This window comes from Janthinobacterium sp. (assembly GCF_009923995.1).
In the GTDB taxonomy this organism is placed as follows: Bacteria; Pseudomonadota; Gammaproteobacteria; order Burkholderiales; family Burkholderiaceae_D; genus Janthinobacterium.
On record NZ_RFSK01000014.1, the window covers coordinates 76482 to 94160 of the forward strand.

13 protein-coding genes are annotated in these 17679 nt (G+C 62.5%); 4 read left to right on the top strand and 9 right to left on the bottom strand.

What is annotated here, in order from left to right:
* Position 1 precedes the first annotated feature (1 nt).
* From frr to rpsB, 4 genes are all read right to left on the bottom strand, one after another.
* Positions 2–562, bottom strand: coding sequence for a ribosome recycling factor (gene frr / locus EBS11_RS09970; RefSeq protein ID WP_290602408.1), 561 nt, complete (start codon positions 560–562; stop codon positions 2–4).
* A gap of 175 nt (positions 563–737) precedes the next feature.
* The gene (pyrH, locus tag EBS11_RS09975; RefSeq protein WP_092715775.1) at positions 738–1454 is read right to left on the bottom strand and encodes a UMP kinase; all 717 of its coding nucleotides are present in this window, start codon (positions 1452–1454) and stop codon (positions 738–740) included.
* A gap of 147 nt (positions 1455–1601) precedes the next feature.
* Entirely contained in the window at positions 1602–2513 is a 912-nt protein-coding gene (gene tsf / locus EBS11_RS09980; protein ID WP_131378663.1) for a translation elongation factor Ts, read from the bottom strand.
* A 159-nt stretch (positions 2514–2672) separates the two neighbouring features.
* Positions 2673–3425, bottom strand: coding sequence for a 30S ribosomal protein S2 (rpsB, locus tag EBS11_RS09985; protein ID WP_086145236.1), 753 nt, complete (start codon positions 3423–3425; stop codon positions 2673–2675).
* Between the two features lie 390 nt (positions 3426–3815).
* Here rpsB and map point away from each other — a divergent pair, with 390 nt between their 5' ends.
* The 4 genes from map to EBS11_RS10005 all read left to right on the top strand — a co-directional run bounded on the left by map (position 3816) and on the right by EBS11_RS10005 (position 8941).
* Entirely contained in the window at positions 3816–4628 is an 813-nt protein-coding gene (gene map, locus EBS11_RS09990) for a type I methionyl aminopeptidase (protein ID WP_076569965.1), read from the top strand.
* Between the two features lie 35 nt (positions 4629–4663).
* On the top strand, positions 4664–7231 hold the full coding sequence (locus tag EBS11_RS09995) for a [protein-PII] uridylyltransferase (protein ID WP_290602414.1): 2568 nt from the start codon (positions 4664–4666) through the stop codon (positions 7229–7231).
* Between the two features lie 41 nt (positions 7232–7272).
* Positions 7273–8022, top strand: a complete 750-nt coding sequence (locus EBS11_RS10000; protein ID WP_152252659.1) for a pseudouridine synthase — start codon at positions 7273–7275, stop codon at positions 8020–8022.
* Between the two features lie 154 nt (positions 8023–8176).
* On the top strand, positions 8177–8941 hold the full coding sequence (locus EBS11_RS10005; RefSeq protein WP_290602416.1) for a flagellar brake protein: 765 nt from the start codon (positions 8177–8179) through the stop codon (positions 8939–8941).
* Between the two features lie 126 nt (positions 8942–9067).
* Here the strand turns inward: EBS11_RS10005 and def are convergent, their stop codons facing one another.
* Genes def through smc form a run of 5 tightly spaced genes read right to left on the bottom strand, consistent with a single transcriptional unit; the run spans position 9068 to position 17620 of the window.
* Positions 9068–9604: a peptide deformylase gene (def, locus tag EBS11_RS10010; protein ID WP_290602418.1), complete on the bottom strand. Its 537-nt coding sequence runs from the start codon at positions 9602–9604 to the stop codon at positions 9068–9070.
* On the bottom strand, positions 9601–10494 hold the full coding sequence (gene galU, locus EBS11_RS10015) for a UTP--glucose-1-phosphate uridylyltransferase GalU (protein WP_290602420.1): 894 nt from the start codon (positions 10492–10494) through the stop codon (positions 9601–9603). The genes def and galU overlap by 4 nt, the downstream gene beginning before the upstream one ends.
* Positions 10495–10548: 54 nt before the next feature.
* A complete protein-coding gene (ligA, locus tag EBS11_RS10020; protein ID WP_290602422.1) occupies positions 10549–12900 on the bottom strand; it encodes an NAD-dependent DNA ligase LigA in 2352 nt (783 codons plus the stop codon).
* 14 nt (positions 12901–12914) lie between these two features.
* Positions 12915–14096: a cell division protein ZipA C-terminal FtsZ-binding domain-containing protein gene (locus tag EBS11_RS10025; RefSeq protein WP_290602423.1), complete on the bottom strand. Its 1182-nt coding sequence runs from the start codon at positions 14094–14096 to the stop codon at positions 12915–12917.
* A complete protein-coding gene (gene smc / locus EBS11_RS10030) occupies positions 14093–17620 on the bottom strand; it encodes a chromosome segregation protein SMC (RefSeq protein WP_290602424.1) in 3528 nt (1175 codons plus the stop codon). The genes EBS11_RS10025 and smc overlap by 4 nt, the downstream gene beginning before the upstream one ends.
* Positions 17621–17679 lie beyond the last annotated feature (59 nt).

Sequence of the window (17679 nt, forward strand, 5' to 3'; positions counted from 1 at the left end):
ACTAGACGGTCAGCACTTCTTTTTCTTTGTCGACGACCATCTTGTCGATGTCGGCAATAAACTTGTCCGTCAGTTTCTGCACTTCTTCCGACGAGCGGCGCTCGTCGTCTTCGGAACAGGCTTTTTCCTTGACCAGCTTCTTCAGCGATTCATTCGCATCGCGACGAATATTGCGCACGGCAATTTTCGCGTCTTCCGCTTCGCTCTTGACCAGTTTGACCATTTCCTTGCGGCGCTCTTCCGTCAGCGGCGGGGTCGGCACGCGGATCAGGTCGCCCTGCGCCGACGGGTTCAAGCCCAGGTCGGCGTCGCGGATGGCTTTTTCGATGGTCGAGGCCATCTTCTTTTCGTATGGCTGCACGCCGATGGTGCGCGCATCGATCAGGGTCACGTTGGCCACCTGGGTCAATGCCGTCGGCGAACCGTAGTACTCGACCATCACGTGGTCCAGGATACCCGTATGGGCGCGGCCGGTACGCACCTTGGCCAGATCGGCCCTCAGTGTTTCCAGCGACTTTGCCATGCGTTCCTGGGCGTTTTTCTTAACGTCAGCTAAGGACATTACCTACTCCTTGTCTTGATAATAATGAATATTCTATTGCGCTTGCGGCTTTAATGGCACCGCAGCCGGGAGTGCCGAAAACCGTTCAGGGCAAGGCGCAGCGCCGAAGGCAGTACGAATGTACGGCGAGGCGCTGCAACGCAGCCATGGACGGTTTCTCGGCGCTCCGCTTCCCTTATACGTGGACCAGCGTGCCTTCGTCCTCGCCCATGATGACGCGCATCAGCGCGCCCGGCTTGGTGATCGAAAATACCTTGATCGGCAGTTTCTGGTCGCGGCACAGGGCGAATGCCGTGGCATCCATCACTTGCAGGTGCTTGGCGATGGCGTCGTCGAACGTGATCGTGTTGAACAGGGTGGCGTTCGGATCCTTCTTCGGATCGGCCGTATAGACGCCGTCGACCTTGGTGGCCTTCAGGACGATCTCGGCGCTGATCTCGGAACCGCGCAGGGCCGCGGCCGTGTCGGTGGTAAAGAAGGGGTTGCCGGTACCGGCGGCGAAGACGACCACTTTACCCTCTTCCAGGTATTGCAGGGCTTTCGGACGGACGTACGGCTCGACAACCTGTTCGATGCCGATGGCCGACATGACGCGCGCGGTGATGCCCACGTGGCGCATGGCATCGGCCAGGGCCAGGGCATTCATCACGGTGGCAAGCATGCCCATGTAGTCGGCGGTGGCACGGTCCATGCCTTGCGCGCCGGGCGCAACGCCACGGAAGATATTGCCGCCGCCAATCACGATTGCCAGTTCCACACCCAATTTCGCCACCTCGGCCACATCGGCCACCATGCGCTCGATCGTGGCGCGGTTGATGCCGTAGGGATCATCGCCCATCAGGGCTTCGCCGGACAACTTGAGGAGGACGCGCTTGTAGGCTGGTTTTGACATGAGCTGGGGCTCCATAAATGAGGTTATTCGAGTATGACATGGCGCAGCGCCTTGCAGCGCCGGATAGGCGCGCGGGGCTGCCCATGCCGCCGCCCGGCACGACGGGTGCGGGCGGGCCAAAAAAACGGGCCTCTCGGCCCGCTTTACTTACGCTCCCTGGGAGGCAGCCATCTGTGCTGCGACTTCTGCTGCGAAGTCGTCTTGCTTCTTCTCAATGCCCTCGCCCACGACGTACATGGCGAAACCCTTGACGGTGGTGTTTGCCGCCTTCAGCATTTGCTCAACCGACAGCTTGTCGTTTTTCACGAAAGCTTGGTTCAGCAGGGAAACTTCTTTCAGGAATTTCTGTACGGAACCTTCCAGGCGCTTGGCCAGGATTTCCGGCGATTGCGCTGGCTTGCCTTCGGCGGCCGCTTTGGCTGCATCTTCTTCGGCTTTCAGTTGGGCAACCGAACGCTCTTTTTCGATCAGTTCCGCAGGAACTTCGTTCGACGACAGCGACACTGGCTTCATTGCAGCGATGTGCATGGCCACGTCCTTGCCTACTTGCTCATCGGCGCCGTCGAATTCGACGATCACGCCAATGCGCGAGCCGTGCAGGTACGACGCCAGCTTGTTGCTGGTTTCGAAACGCTGGAAGCGGCGGATGGTCATGTTTTCGCCGATTTTGCCGATCAGGGCAGCGCGCACTTCGTCCAGGGTCTTGCCATCGAGTGGCAGGGCCAGCAGGGCAGCTACGTCAGCCGGGTTGTGTTCCGCGACCAGACGGGCGGCATTGTTTGCCAGCGCCAGGAAGTCGTCGTTTTTCGCAACGAAGTCGGTTTCCGAGTTCACTTCGACCAGGGCGCCCACGCCATTGGCGATGTAGGTTGCCACTACGCCTTCAGCGGTGATGCGTGCCGATGCTTTCGATGCCTTGCCGCCCAGTTTGACGCGCAGGATCTCTTCCGCACGCGCCATGTCGCCATCGGCTTCGGTCAGTGCTTTTTTGCATTCCATCATTGGTGCGTCGGTTTTGCCGCGCAATTCGCCTACCATCGCTGCTGTAATCGCTGCCATGTGTTTCTCCTGATTCGGTGAGAGTCGATAGTCGCGGCACGGGCTTGCGCCTTGCCAGCGGTCACTATCGTTTTTTTGTTAAAAAAAAGGGGGAGCTGCTGCCACCCCTTTTCCATTACTGCTGTGCTTACAAACGGCTGCCTTGCGACAGCCTGGCCATTAAGCCTGTTCGTTTACTTCGACGAATTCGTCGCCAGCGGCTGCTTTAACCATTTCAACAACTTCGTTACCGGCAGCTGCACGGCCTTCGATGATTGCATCAGCAACACCGCGAGCGTACAACATGATGGCTTTCGAGGAGTCATCGTTACCTGGGATCACGAAGTTCACGCCTTCTGGGGAGTGGTTGGTATCGACAACGCCGATGACCGGGATACCCAGTTTAGCCGCTTCGGTGATCGCACCTTTGTGGTAGCCGACGTCGACGACGAAGATTGCGTCAGGAACGCCGCCCATGTCCTTGATGCCGCCGATCGATTTTTGCAGCTTGATCATTTCGCGGGAGAACATCAGCGCTTCTTTTTTCGACAGCTTCTCGATCGAACCGTCTTCGACCATCGCTTCCATGTCCTTCAGGCGCTTGATCGAGGTTTTGATCGTTTTGAAGTTGGTCAGCATGCCGCCCAACCAACGTTGATCAACGAAAGGCACGCCAGCGCGTTGTGCTTCAGCAGCGATGATTTCGCGGGCTTGACGCTTGGTGCCAACCATCAGGATGGTGCCACGGTTTGCAGCCAGTTGACGCACGTGCTTCATTGCGTCCTGGTACATCGCCATGGTTTTTTCCAGGTTGATGATGTGGATCTTGTTGCGATGGCCGAAGATGAACGGTGCCATTTTTGGATTCCAAAAACGGGTTTGGTGACCAAAGTGGACACCGGCTTCCAGCATTTCGCGCATTGTTACGGACATTATTAACTCCAGGGTTGGGTCTGGAATCCGATCAGTCACCATACAGGCACCCTTGTCGACCGGATTCGCGTGTTTATATAAATTAAAGACACTGTTTTACTGCATTGCTTAAAAGAGAATTCAAGCAACCCGGGATTCTACACCGAAATAGCCGTGACATCAAGTGCGCGGCGCAAATCGCGCGCCAGGCGAAAGCGTCCGGCGCACCACGCTGGTGCAAGGTGTGGCGGCGCCGCCCTTTCCCCTTGAAATCCCCCTCCGGCCATAGGAAGGAGGCGGCGCATCAGGGGCGCCTCGTTTATAATTTCGACATATTTGCAGACTTTTCCTCGCTCAGCAGGATTCGTCTGTGCTTTTCACCCGAATATCTTGCAGATTGCGAATTACATCATGTCCACCATCCGTATCAATTCCGCCGCCGACATCGAAGGCATGCGCGTAGCCGGCAAGCTCGGCGCCGAAGTACTCGACTACATCACCCCCTTCGTCAAGGTGGGCGTCACGACGGGCGAACTGGACCGCCTGTGCCACGAATACATGGTCAACGTGCAAGGCACCATCCCTGCCCCGCTGAACTATTGCCCGCCCGGCTACACGCCTTACCCGAAGGCCATCTGCACCTCCGTCAACGACGTCATCTGCCATGGCATTCCCGGCGACAAGGTCCTCAAGAGCGGCGACTCCGTCAACCTCGACATCACCGTCATCAAGGATGGTTACCACGGCGACAATAGCCGCATGTTCCTCGTCGGCACGCCCACCATCCTGGCCAAGCGCCTGTCGGAAATCACCTATGAATGCATGTGGCTGGGCATAGACCAGATCAAGCCGGGCGCCCACCTGGGCGATATCGGTCATGCCATCCAGCAACACGCGGAAAAGGCCGGCTACAGCGTCGTGCGCGAATTCTGCGGCCACGGCATCGGCAAGGTCTTCCATGAAGAACCGCAAGTGTTGCATTACGGCAAGCCAGGCACCCTGGAGCGCCTGGAAGCGGGCATGATCTTTACCGTCGAGCCCATGATCAACGCGGGCCGCCGCGAAATCCGCGAAATGAACGACGGCTGGACCATCAAGACCAAGGACCGCAGCCTGTCGGCGCAGTGGGAACACACGGTGCTGGTGACGGAAACGGGCTATGAAGTGCTGACCGTGTCGCCCGGCATGCCGCCGCCGCCCGCCCTCATCCTGAACAAGGCCTGATTCCTCCCTCCCACGCACCGCCACCCAGGGCCCAGATGAAAAAGCAAGTTCGGGAACAGCTGAAACAGCAACTGAAAGCCGACCGCCAGGTCGTCATTGCGGCCTTCCAGGCCGACGGCAAGCCTGAAAAACTGCTGCGCAGCCTGCGCCACAGCGTCGACGGCGTGCTGGCGCGCGCCTGGCAGGAAGCGGAGTTGCCGCCCGGCACGGCGCTGGTGGGCGTGGGCGGCTATGGCCGTGGCGAACTGTTTCCCTATTCGGACGTCGACCTGCTGATCCTGCTGCAGCAGGCGCCGGACGCCGGCACGCAGGAAAAGCTCGAGGAACTGGTGCAGCTGCTGTGGGACCTGGGCCTGGAAATCGGCCACAGCATCCGCACCGTCGATGAATGCATGGTCGAATCGAAGGCCGACATCACCGTGCAGACCAGCCTGCTCGAAGCGCGCCTCGTGTGCGGCAATGCGGAACTGTTCGCGCAATTGCAGCAGCGTTACGACGCGGCCATGGACCCGCAGGCGTTTTTCCAGGCAAAGACGGCGGAAATGCGCCAGCGCCACGCCAAGTACGAGGACACGGCCTTCAGCCTGGAACCGAATTGCAAGGAAAGCCCGGGCGGCCTGCGCGACCTGCAGGTGATCCTGTGGGTGGCCAAGGCGGCGGGCCTGGCCAATTCCTGGCGCACCCTGGCCACGGGCGGCCTGATCACCCTGACGGAAGCGCGCCAGCTGATGGAAAAGGAGCGCGCCTTCAAGGATATCCGCGTGCGCCTGCACCTGCATGCGGGCCGGCGTGAAGACCGCCTCGTGTTCGACGTGCAGACGGCCATCGCCGAATCGCTGGGCCTGCAGGCCACGGGCAACGGACCGCACATGCGCCGCGCCAGCGAATTTCTCATGCAGCGCTATTACTGGGCCGCCAAGACGGTGACGCAGCTCAACACGATCCTGCTGCAAAACATCGAGGCGCGCCTGTTTCCGCAGGACGACGTGGCCGTGCCCATCAACGAGCGCTTCAATGAAGTCAACAGCTTGATCGATATCAGTGCCGACGATACGTTTGAGCAATATCCTTCCTCCATGCTGGAAATTTTCGTCCTGATGACGGAGCGCCCCGCCCTGAAAGGCATGACGTCGCGCGCCACGCGGGCCCTGTGGCACGCGCGCTTCAAGATCGACGCCGCCTTCCGCCAGGACCCCGTCAACCGCGCCCTGTTCCTGCGCATCATGCAAGCCCCCGTCGGCATCATCCACGCGCTGCGGCGCATGAACGAGATGAGCATCCTGGGGCGCTACCTGCCGAATTTCCGCCGCATCGTGGGACAGATGCAGCACGACCTGTTCCACGTGTACACGGTCGACCAGCACATCCTGATGGTGGTGCGCAACATGCGCCGCTTCACCATGAGCGAGCACGCGCACGAATACCCGTTCTGCAGCCAGCTGATGGCCGATTTCTCGCAGTCGTGGCTGCTGTACGTGGCCGCCCTGTTCCACGACATCGCCAAGGGCCGCGGCGGCGACCATTCCAAGCTGGGCGTGGCCGACGCCACCCAGTTCTGCCAGGACCACGGCCTGTCGGCCGAGGACACGGAACTGATCGCCTTCCTGGTGGAAAATCACCTGACGATGTCGCAGGTGGCGCAGAAGCAGGACCTGTCCGATCCCGACGTCATCGCCGCCTTCGCCAAGGTGGTCAAGGACGAGCGCCACCTGACGGGCCTGTACCTGCTGACGGTGGCCGACATCCGCGGCACCAGCCCGAAGGTGTGGAATGCGTGGAAAGGGAAATTACTGGAAGACCTGTACAAGATCACCCTGCGCGTGCTGGGCGGCGAGCCGCACACGGCCGACCGCGAGCTGAAGAACCGCCAGCAGGAAGCGCTGGCCACCCTGCGCCTGTACGGCTTGCCGCCGGACGCCCATCTGAAGCTGTGGCAGCAGCTGGACGTGGCGTATTTCCTGCGCCACGACGCCTCCGACATCGCCTGGCAGACGCGCTCGCTGTATGACAAGCTCGACAGCAAGTTGCCAGTGGTAAAATGCCGCCTGGCCCCCATCGGCGAAGGCTTGCAGGTGGCCGTGTACGTGCCCGACCAGCCCGACCTGTTCGCGCGCATCTGCAGCTATTTCGACCGCAAGAACTTCAGCATCCTCGACGCGAAGATCCACACGACGAAGAACGGCTATGCGCTCGACACTTTCCTCGTCACGGAGCAGAATTTTGCCAAGAGCTACCGCGACATCATCAGCCTGATCGAGCACGAACTGGGCGAGCTGCTGCAGTCGCAGGCACCGCTGCCGCCGCCGGGCAAGGGACGGCTGTCGCGCCTGTCGCGCACCTTCCCCTTCCAGCCGACCGTCGACTTGCGGCCCGATGAAAAGGGCCAGTACTACCTGCTGTCGGTGGCCGCCAACGACCGCACGGGCCTGCTGTACTCGATCGCCAACGTGCTGACCAAGTACCGCATCAACCTGCACACGGCCAAGATCATGACCCTGGGCGAGCGGGTCGAAGACGTCTTCCTCGTCGACGGCCCCGCGCTCAACAATGCCCGCAACCAGATATTGCTGGAAACCGATTTACTCGATGCGCTGAAAGTGTAAGCTTGCCGCGCGTCGCCTACCCTTACTGAAACTGAAACAACATGACCGAAGAATTATTACGCTTGTCCAAACGCATGTCCGAACTGGGCCTGTGCTCGCGCCGCGAAGCCGACGAATGGATCGCACGCGGCTGGGTCCGCGTCGATGGCAAGGTGGTCTCCGAGCTGGGCAGCAAGGTCACCCCCAGCCAGCGCGTCACCGTGGAGCGCCAGGCGGCCGCCGAGCAGTCGAAGCGCGTCACCGTCCTCATCAACAAACCCGTCGGCTACGTCAGCGGCCAGGCCGAAGACGGCTACACGCCCGCCGTGGCCCTGATCAAGGCGGAAAACCGCTGGGCGGAAGACCGCAGCCCGGAGCAGTTCCACCCCACGCAGCTGCGCAGCCTGGTGGCAGCCGGCCGCCTGGACATCGACTCCGTCGGCCTGCTGGTGCTGACCCAGGACGGCCGCGTGGCCAAGCAGCTGATCGGCCACGACACCGACATCGACAAGGAATACCTGGTGCGCGTCAGCTACACCAAGGGCGGCACCCTGCCCGACAGCGAATTGAAAAAGCTCAACCATGGCCTGTGGCTGGACGGCAAGCCGCTGTTGCCGGCCAAGGTGCGCTGGCAAAATGAAGACCAGCTGAGCTTTACCTTGCGCGAAGGCAAGAAACGCCAGATCCGCCGCATGTGCGAAGCCGTCGGCCTGAAAGTGCTGGGATTGAAACGCGTGCGCATCGGCAAGGTCAAGCTGGGCGACTTGCCGACAGGCCAATGGCGCTATCTGAGCGCGGACGAACAGTTTTAAGCGCGCCGGCGCCACCTGGCATGCCAGGCGGCATGCCGGCACAGGCAAAAGCGCCGGAAGATAGTGATATAAAGATAATTATTGTGATTTGGTTAGCAAATATTGCTCTGAACCTATACACTATTCCCCATTAGAACATAAGAGATACGCCGTCGTGAACGATCCCATCCCCAATCCCCTGCGCAAGGGCGCGCCCAGCCTGGCCGACGTGGCCGAGCCGATGGCGCCCGGCACCAAGCCGCACCACATGAGCGATCCGTGGGATATCGGCGAAACCCTGTGCAGCCTGGCCGATAATGGCGACGCCATCTCCATCTACCCCACCGGGGGCGAAGACGTCATCATGGCGCGCATCCTGTCCGTCGACGACGACTTGCCGCAATTCGTGCTGGAACTCAACGAGGGTGCCACCCTGCCCGCAGGGGGCGCCACGTTTGTGTCCTGGGTGCAAAACGCCAAGCTGCAATTTACCATCAACGGCGAATGGGAAGCCTATCCCGAGCGCCCGAACGTCTACCTGACGAACTTCCCCAGCCATTGCCTGGTGCTGGAGCGGCGCGAATCGGCACGCCTGGAAACGCCGCTGGGCGTGTACTACCTGGCCGCCTTCGTGCTGGAAGGCCGTCCCTACGAATTGCAGCTGTACGATTTTTCCGCCGGCGGCATCGGCATGCGCGCCCACCCGCGCGATACGGTGGGTCTGTACGTGGGGCGCAAGCTATCGCGCGTGCGCCTGGAACTAGGGCCGGACAAGGTCATGATTGCCGACCTGGAAATCCGTTTGTCGCGCACCTTCCGCTCCTTCCTGCTGGGCGAGCAGGTGCAGATCGGCTGCCGCTTCCTGAACCTGACGGAAGCCATGCAGGATGAATTGAAGACCCTGCTCGACAACCTGGGCAGCAGCCGCAAGGTACGCTGAACTGCGCACGCACAAAAAATGGCCGCCCAGCTGATGCTGCGCGGCCATTTTTTGTACTCGTTCGCTGTTATCGCCAGCAACATTTTGGGTCTGACCCGCCGGGTCAGACGCCAGGTGACGCAGCAATCAATCGTCGTCGTTCGGGTCGAGGTCCGGGAACATGACGTCCGTGTAACCGAATTGCGTAAAATCAACGATACGCATCGGATACAAAATGCCATGCAGGTGGTCCACTTCATGCTGCACCACGCGCGCATGGAAACCGTCGCAGTCGCGACTGATGGGCTGGCCGAACTGGTCCACGCCTTCATAGTGCAGCTCGCTCCAGCGCGGCACGCTGCCGCGCAGCCCCGGCACGGACAGACAGCCCTCGAAACCCTCTTCCTTGCGCTCCGACAAAGGCGTCAGCACAGGATTGATGAGCACGGTTTCCGGCACCTGCGGCGCATCGGGATAGCGCAGGTTCTGCTTGAAGCCGTAGATCACCACCTGCAGGTTGACGCCGATCTGCGGCGCCGCCAGGCCGGCGCCGTTGGCGGCATGCATGGTGTCGAACATGTCGGCGATCAGCGCATGCAATTCGGGCGTATCGAATTCGCGCACGGGTTCGGCCATGCGCAGCAGGCGCGGATCGCCCATTTTCAGGATCGGGCGTACCGTCATTGCGCCTCCTCCGTCGTTTGCAGCTGTTGCAGGTATGCACGGAAAGCGGCCCCCGTTTCCGGATGCTTCATGCCCATCGCCGTCGTCGCCTTCAGGTAGCCCAGCTTGGAGCCGCAGTCATAGCGCTGGCCCGCGTAGCGGTAGGCCAGCACGCGCTCTTCGCGCATCAGGGCGGCAATGCCGTCCGTCAGCTGGATTTCGCCGCCGGCTCCCGTGCCCAGGTTTTCCAGGTGATCGAAGATGCGGCTGCTCAGCACGTAGCGGCCCACGACGGCCAGGGTCGATGGCGCCTCTTCCGGCGCAGGCTTTTCCACGATGGCCGACACGAGCTCCAGGTCAGGCTGGTAATGCTGGGCGCTGACGATGCCGTATTGCCGGGTTTCCGCGCGAGGCACATCCTGCACCGCCAGCAGCGAACAATTTTCGTACTGGAAGACGTCGGCCATCTGCGCCAGCACGGGCCGGGTGCCCTCTTCCACGTCCATGAAGTCGTCGGCCAGCAGCACGGCAAACGGCTCGTCGCCGATGACGGGACGGGCGCACAGCACGGCGTGGCCCAGGCCCAGCGGTGCCGACTGGCGGATGTAGATGCAATTGATGTGCTTGGGAATGACGTTCTGCACCATTTCCAGCAACTGGCGCTTGCCGGCCGCTTCCAGTTCCGTTTCCAGTTCGTACGCCGTGTCGAAATGGTCTTCGATGGCGCGCTTGTTACGCCCCGTGATGAAGATCATTTCCGTGATGCCCGCCGCCACGGCCTCTTCCACCGCGTACTGGATCAGGGGCTTGTCGACGATGGGCAGCATTTCCTTCGGCTGCGCCTTGGTGGCCGGCAAGAAACGACTGCCCAGGCCGGCGACGGGAAAGACTGCTTTTCTGATTTTTTTCATGGGTCTATCTGCAAAATATTGAATGAATACCGATGACCGTGGATCATGAGCGCCCTATTCCTGCGCCAGCAAGGCCAGCAAGCCAGCCTCGTCGAGCAAAGCCACGCCCAGATCCTGGGCCTTGGCCAGCTTGCTGCCGGCATCCGCGCCGGCGACGACATAACTGGTCTTTTTCGACACTGAACCGCTGACCTTGCCGCCGGCCGCCTCGATCAGCTCGGCTGCCTCGTCGCGGCTCATGTTGGGCAAGGTGCCCGTCAGGACGAAGGTCTTGCCCTCCAGCTTGCCGCCAGCGGCTGCCTGTTCCGGCAATTGTGACAGCAATTCCTCGCGCAGGGCGTCCAGTTGGTGCAGCGCAGCGACATTCGCCTCCTGCGCCAGCCAGGCCGCCAGCGACTCGGCCACGGCGGCGGGCAAGCCCGCATGGAAACTGGCGCCCTGTGCCGCCAGGCTGGCCAGGGTCACGCCCCGCTCCACCAGCTGCTTGCTGCGCGGCTCCGTCAGCTTCGGGATGCCGATGGCCGCCAGCAGCTTGGCCTGCTCCAGCTGCGCGCGCAGCTTGGCGCTGGGCGCATGTTCGCCTTGCGGCGTCACGCCCGCGCCGAGCAAGGCGTCCAATGCCTGCTGGTTCTTTTCTTCCGCAAAGAAGCCGGCAATTGACTCGGCCACCGTGCCGCCGATATCGGGCAGCACGCGCAACAGGGCCGCCGGCGCCCGGCGCACGTAATCCAGGCTGCCGAGCCACTCGGCCAGGGTCTTGGCCGTCGATTCGCCCACGTGGCGGATGCCCAGCGCGAACAGGAAACGCTCCAGCGGCGGCCGCTTGCTGGCCTCTATGCCGGCCAGCAGGTTTTCCGCCCACTTGGTGGGAATCTTGCCTTGTTGCACTGTTTCAGGCGTAGAACCATCGCGCTCGTCCGCGCGCAGCTTCATTTCCAGCAATTTGTCCAGGGTCAAACTGTACAGGTCTGCCAGACCATGCACGTATTCCAGTTCGACCAGGGTGTCGATATAACGTTCCCCCAGGCCTTCGATATCCATCATGCGGCGGCCTGCGAAATGGCGGAACGCTTCCTTGCGCTGGGCCGAGCAGAACAGGCCTCCCGAGCAGCGGGCGATGGCCTCGCCCTCTTCCCGCACGACGTGGGAATCGCAGACGGGACAGCGCTCCAGCATCTTGAACGGCAGCGGCGCCGGTTCCGGACGCCGCTCCAGCACGACGGACAGCACTTCCGGGATCACGTCGCCGGCGCGGCGCACGATGACGGTATCGCCCACGCGCACATCCTTGCGCAGCACTTCGTCTTCATTGTGCAAGGTGGCGTTGGTCACCGTCACGCCGCCGACGGACACGGGCGCCAGGCGCGCCACGGGGGTCATGGCGCCCGTGCGGCCCACCTGGATGTCGATGCCCAGCACCTGCGTCAGCGCCTCTTCGGCGGGAAACTTGTGCGCCAGCGCAAAACGCGGCGCGCGCGAGACAAAGCCCAGCTCCTGCTGGTCTTCCGTCGCGTTGACCTTGTAGACGACGCCGTCGATTTCATACGGCAAGGCAGGACGCCGCGCGCCGATGTCGGCATAGTAATCCAGCAAGCCCTGTGCGCCGCGCACCACACGGCGTTCGGACGACACGGGAATGCCCAGGGTCTCGTACCAGTCCAGCAGGGCCGAATGGGACACGGGCATGGCCGCGCCGTCGAGGGCGCCGATGCCGTAGGCGTAGAAACGCAGCTTGCGCTGCGCCGTGATGCGCGAATCGAGCTGGCGCAGGCTGCCGGCCGCCGCGTTGCGGGGGTTGGCGAATTCCTTCTGGCCCGCCTCGCGCTGGCGCTCGTTCAGGCGGGCAAAGTCCGCCTTGAACATCATCACTTCACCGCGCACGTCGAGCAGGGCCGGGACGTTCCCGCCATGCAGGCGCAGGGGGATGCCGGAAATGGTGCGGATATTCGCCGTCACGTCCTCGCCCGTGGCGCCGTCGCCGCGCGTGGCGGCCTGCACGAACAGGCCGTGCTCATAGCGCAGGTTGATGGCCAGGCCATCGAATTTCACTTCGGCCGCATATGCGACCTCTTCACCATCGAGTTCCAGGCCTTCGCGCACGCGGCGGTCGAAATTGACGATATCGTCATCGGTGAAACCATTGTTCAGCGACAACATCGGCACCGTGTGCGTGACTTGCTCGAATTGCGGCAGGGGCGCCGCCCCCACGCGCAGGGTGGGCGAATCGGGCGCGCGCAGCTCCGGGTGGGCCGCTTCCAGCGCCTGCAGTTCGGCGAACAGCAGGTCGTACTCGGCGTCGGGAATGGTGGGATTGTCGAGCACGTGGTAGGCGTGCAGGTGCCGGTTGAGTTCGGCGGTGAGTGCCAGGACGCGGCTGGCGGCGTCCTGGTTGGTCAGATCGGTCATTGTTGCGGGATTCTTCAGCTAAATAAACGCAGGGCGCGGGTGGAACCGGCCGGGATGTCGGCCGCGTCCATTTCCTGGTAAAACTCTTGCACCTGGCCGGCGATCTCGGCCAGCGCCGCGTCCGACAGGGCCTGGTTGTAGTCGTCGACGATGGTGGCGTCCAGGCGGCCCACCAGCGCCTTGGCGCAGGCGACCATGGCGCCGAAACCGTCGCGCGCGGGCGCCACGCAGGGCACGTCCAGCAGCAGGGTCAATCGGGGCGTGGTTTCCTCGGCCAGGGTGACGTTGGTCGACAGCGAGAACAGGTAGCCGCCGTCGCCATCGGGCATGACGAAACGGCCGTCCGGACGCACGTCGAAGCCTTGTTTCTCCAGCGCAACGAGCAGGGTGGAAATGGCCCACGGCGCACCGTTCGTGTGCAGGTTGACGCCCAGCTGGGCATCGTGGCCGGCGACGAAGCGGTGCAGATTGCGCGCTTCGGCCATCACTTCCATCATGTCCGGCACTTCCGGCTCGGCGCCGATGTCGTCGGCCACGCCGCGCAGGCGCGTGACCAGTTCCGAGTATTCCAGTTCATTCAGGGCCGTGCTGCGGCTGGCCAGCTGCACGCCGCCCTGCATCTTCGTGTAGACACCGCCATGCGTGATCGGTTCCCAGTCGCCATTCACGTGCAAACCAATGAAGTGCACGGGCTTGTTGCCCACCAGGCGCAGGGTTTGCAGCACGGGCAGGATCTTGTCGCCGCGCACGGGCGCTTCCAGCGACAGGGGCAGCAGGCAGTCGATCAGCGGGTCGACCAGGCTGGTCGCCTGTTCGCTGGCGGCGCTCACTTCCTGCACGGGCGGCGCGGCCGGCGCGGCCACGGGGACGGATTCGGCGGGCGCATCGCCCAGCGACGGTTCCGCGTGCACGGGAGCATCGGCCACGGCGACAGGGGGCGGCGCGCCGAACGACGGTTCCGCCTTGACGGCGGGCGCCGCTGGCGCCGTATCGAAGCGCGGCTCCTGGCGCAGCACGGGTTCCTGGGCATCGGCGACGGGCGATTCGCCTTCGCGCATCAGCACGTCGTCGTGGTCGGTGGAAAAGGCCCGCTCCACGCTTTTCTTGGCCTTGTATTCCTGCCATTTGTTGTAGGAGAAAACACCGACGATAAAGACGCCGCCGGCGCCGAACAAGGTAATTTGTAAGTCTGTCATGCTGCTTGTGCCTCGGTAGCAAAATTTGCGGCGGACTCCATGTCCACCGCCACGATGCGCGATACGCCTTGCTCCTGCATCGTCACACCGATCAATTGATGGGCCATTTCCATCGCAATCTTGTTATGCGAAATGAAAAGGAATTGGGTCTGGTCGGACATGCGCTTGACCATGCGGCAGAAGCGCTCCGTGTTCGAATCGTCCAGCGGTGCATCGACTTCGTCGAGCAGACAGAACGGCGCCGGATTCAGGCGGAACATGGAAAACACCAATGCCGTCGCGGTCAGCGCCTTCTCTCCACCTGACAACAGGTGGATGGTGGCATTTTTCTTGCCAGGCGGCTGAGCCATGACTTGTACACCGGAATCGAGAATCTCGTCGCCCGTCATGGTGAGTCTGGCCTGGCCGCCGCCGAACAGAATGGGGAACAGCTCGGAAAAGTGGTGGTTGACCTTGTCGAACGTGTCTTGCAGCAAGTCGCGCGTTTCCTTGTCGATCTTGTGGATCGCGTCTTCCAGGGTGTTGATCGCTTCCGTCAGGTCGGCATTCTGGGCGTCGAGGAAATTCTTGCGCTCGGACGCCTGCGCCAGCTCGTCCAGCGCGGCCAGGTTGACGGCGCCCAGGGCCGTGATGGCATTCGTCAGGCGCGTCACTTCGCCCTGCAGGTACGATGGACGCATGTCCGGATGCAATTTCTCCGTCAGGGCGGCCTCGTCGGCGCCCGATTCCAGCAGTTGCTGGGCGAATTGCTCCTGGTTCAGGCGCGCGGCCTGTTCCTTGAGCTGCATTTCCATGATCTTGTCGCGCTGCGGCTGCAGGCTGCGTTCCGACTGCGTGCGCGCATCTTCGGACAGGCGCAGCTGCTGCGTGATCTGGTCCAGCTCGTGGCGTGCGTCCGCCAGCGCCCGCTCCTGCGTCGTGCGGCGCTCGAGCAAGTCCTGCAAGCCGTCGGCGGCCGCGCCGCTTTCCAGATTCGCCAGTTCCAGTTCGCCCGCCTGCAGGCTGGCCGTCACCTGCTGGGCCTGCGTACTGGCCGTGGCGATGTTGCGGCGCAATTCCTCGATCTTCGCGCGGTGGGCTTTTTCCGCGTATTCCGTATCCTTGGCGGCCCGCTCCAGGTCGCGCAAGGCTTCGCGTGCCTCGGCCAGGCGCTGTTCCTTCTGCAGGAAATCCGTATGGCCGTCTTCGTGGGCTTCCTGCAAGTTGCCCAGTTCCATGTCCAGCTGCTCGAATTTCTCTTCCGATTCCAGCTTGGTCTGCATCTGTTCCGCTTCCTGCGCGGCGATTTCCGCCAGGTCGGCGCCGATCTGCGTGCTGCGCTGGTTGAAGCGCGCTTCCACTTCCGACAGTTTCACCACGTCCAGCTGCAAGGTATGCACGGACGACGTCAGCTGCTGTATGCGCAGGCGCAAGTCGGACAGGTTGCGCGTCAGGGTGCCCACGGCCGCGTCGGCCCGCACGGAGCGGGCGCGCGCCTCTTCGGCCAGCAATTGCTGGGCGCGCAACTGTTTGCCGATGTTGTCGATTTCCTGCTGGCGGCCCAGCATGCCTTCCTGCTCCGAATCGGCCGCATAGAAGCGCACGCTGGTGGCCGTCACCACGTGGCCAAGCCGCGTGACGAAATAGCCGCCCGGCGGCAGCTTGCCCCGCTCGGCCAGCGCCTCGGCCGCGTCTTCCACGGCGTAGGCGTTGTACAGCCAATCCTGCAGCAGGCCGCGCAAGCCCGGATCGTTGAGTTTCAGCAAATTCAGGAAGGGTTTCAGTCCCGCCACTTCCGGCATCGGCAGCGGCGCCACGGTGGACGGCGCGTACAGGGCCAGCTTGGCGGGCGGCGCGTCGGCAAAGAAGGCCTTGGCCCAGTCGATGTTCGACAGCTGCAGGGCCGACGTGCGCTCGCGCAGGATCGATTCCATGGCCGCTTCCCAGCCCGCATCGATCTGCAGCTTTTGCCACAGGCGCGGCAAGGTGTCGAGCTCGTGCTTTTTCAGCCAGGGCTGGACCTTGCCCTGGGTCTGCACCCGTTCCTGCAATTGTTTCAAAGCGGAAAGACGCGCTTCCAGCTGGGCATTCGCCGCCGTCTCGGCATTGACTTGCGCCTGCGCCTCGGCCCGCTCCTGCTCCAGCTTGGGCTGCTGCTCCAGCGCCTCTTCCAGATAGAAGCCCTGCTCTTCCAGCGCCTGCTGTTTTTCTTCCAGCTGCAGCTTCAGGTTTTCCAGGTGGCTGCTGTCGGGCAGGCTGAGACTGTTCTTTTCCTGTTGCAGGCGCTCGCGCCGCGTCAACAGGCTGGCCAGGATGTTCGACGCGTTGCGCTGGTGCGCCGATTCCAGTTCCAGCTGCTGCTGGGCCTGCATAATTTTCGCCCGCGATTCCGTGCTCTTGTGCTGCGCGGCGCGCCAGGCGGCGTCCAGCTCGGGCAATTGCTCGCCCTTCTGCTCGGCCATCATCTGCGACTGTTCTACCTTGGCGGCCAGTTCCTCGAGGTGGAATTCCGCTTCCTCGATCTGTTCCTGGTATTCGCCGCCCTGGCTGTTCCACTGGTCGCGCTGGGCCGTCAGGGTGGCCAGCTGGGCCTGCAGGCGGGCGCGCGACTCGATGACGAACTTGATCTGCGCTTCCAGGCTGCCGATTTCCGCATTCGTCTGGTACAGATGGCCTTGCGCCGTATGCAGGCGGTCGCCCACGGCAAAGTGCGCCTGGCGCATCTGCTCCAGGGTCAGTTCCACGTTGCGCAGCTTGGCCGTCTGTTCTTCCAGGTCCGTCTGCGCCTGTTCCACTTCGCGGAAATAGCGCGTCTGCTCGTTCTGCGCCTCGTTCTTGCGCAGCAGCCACAGCAGCTTCTGCTTTTCTTCCTGGTCCGCCTGCAAGGCGTGGAAGCGGGTGGCGACGGCCGCCTGCGCTTCGAGCTTTTCCAGGTTGGCATTGAGTTCGCGCAAGATGTCTTCCACGCGCAGCAAATTCTCGCGCGTATCCTGCAAGCGGTTTTCCGTCTCGCGGCGGCGTTCCTTGTACTTGGAGACGCCGGCCGCTTCTTCCAGGAAGACGCGCAATTCCTCGGGGCGCGATTCGATGATGCGCGAAATCATGCCCTGGCCGATGATGGCGTAGGCGCGCGGACCCAGGCCCGTGCCGAGGAAGATGTCCTGGATGTCGCGCCGGCGCACGGGCTGGCCGTTGATGTAATAGGTGGACGTGCCGTCGCGCGTCAGGGTGCGCTTGACGGCGATCTCGGCGTACTGGCCCCACTGGCCGGATGCCTTGCCATCGTTGTTGTCGAACACCAGTTCCACGGACGCGCGCCCGGCGGGCTTGCGATGCGTGGAGCCGTTGAAAATGACGTCCTGCATCGACTCGCCGCGCAATTCCGACGCTTTCGATTCGCCCAGCACCCAGCGCACGGCGTCGATGATGTTCGACTTGCCGCAGCCGTTAGGTCCGACCACGCCCACGAGCTGGCCTGGCACCTGAAAATTGGTGGGATCGACGAAAGACTTAAATCCCGACAACTTGATGGAAGAGAGACGCACGTGTTTTAGAGTTCCTGGCCTATGCTGGCATTTGATTTATGGGTGAACCCGGTTCATAT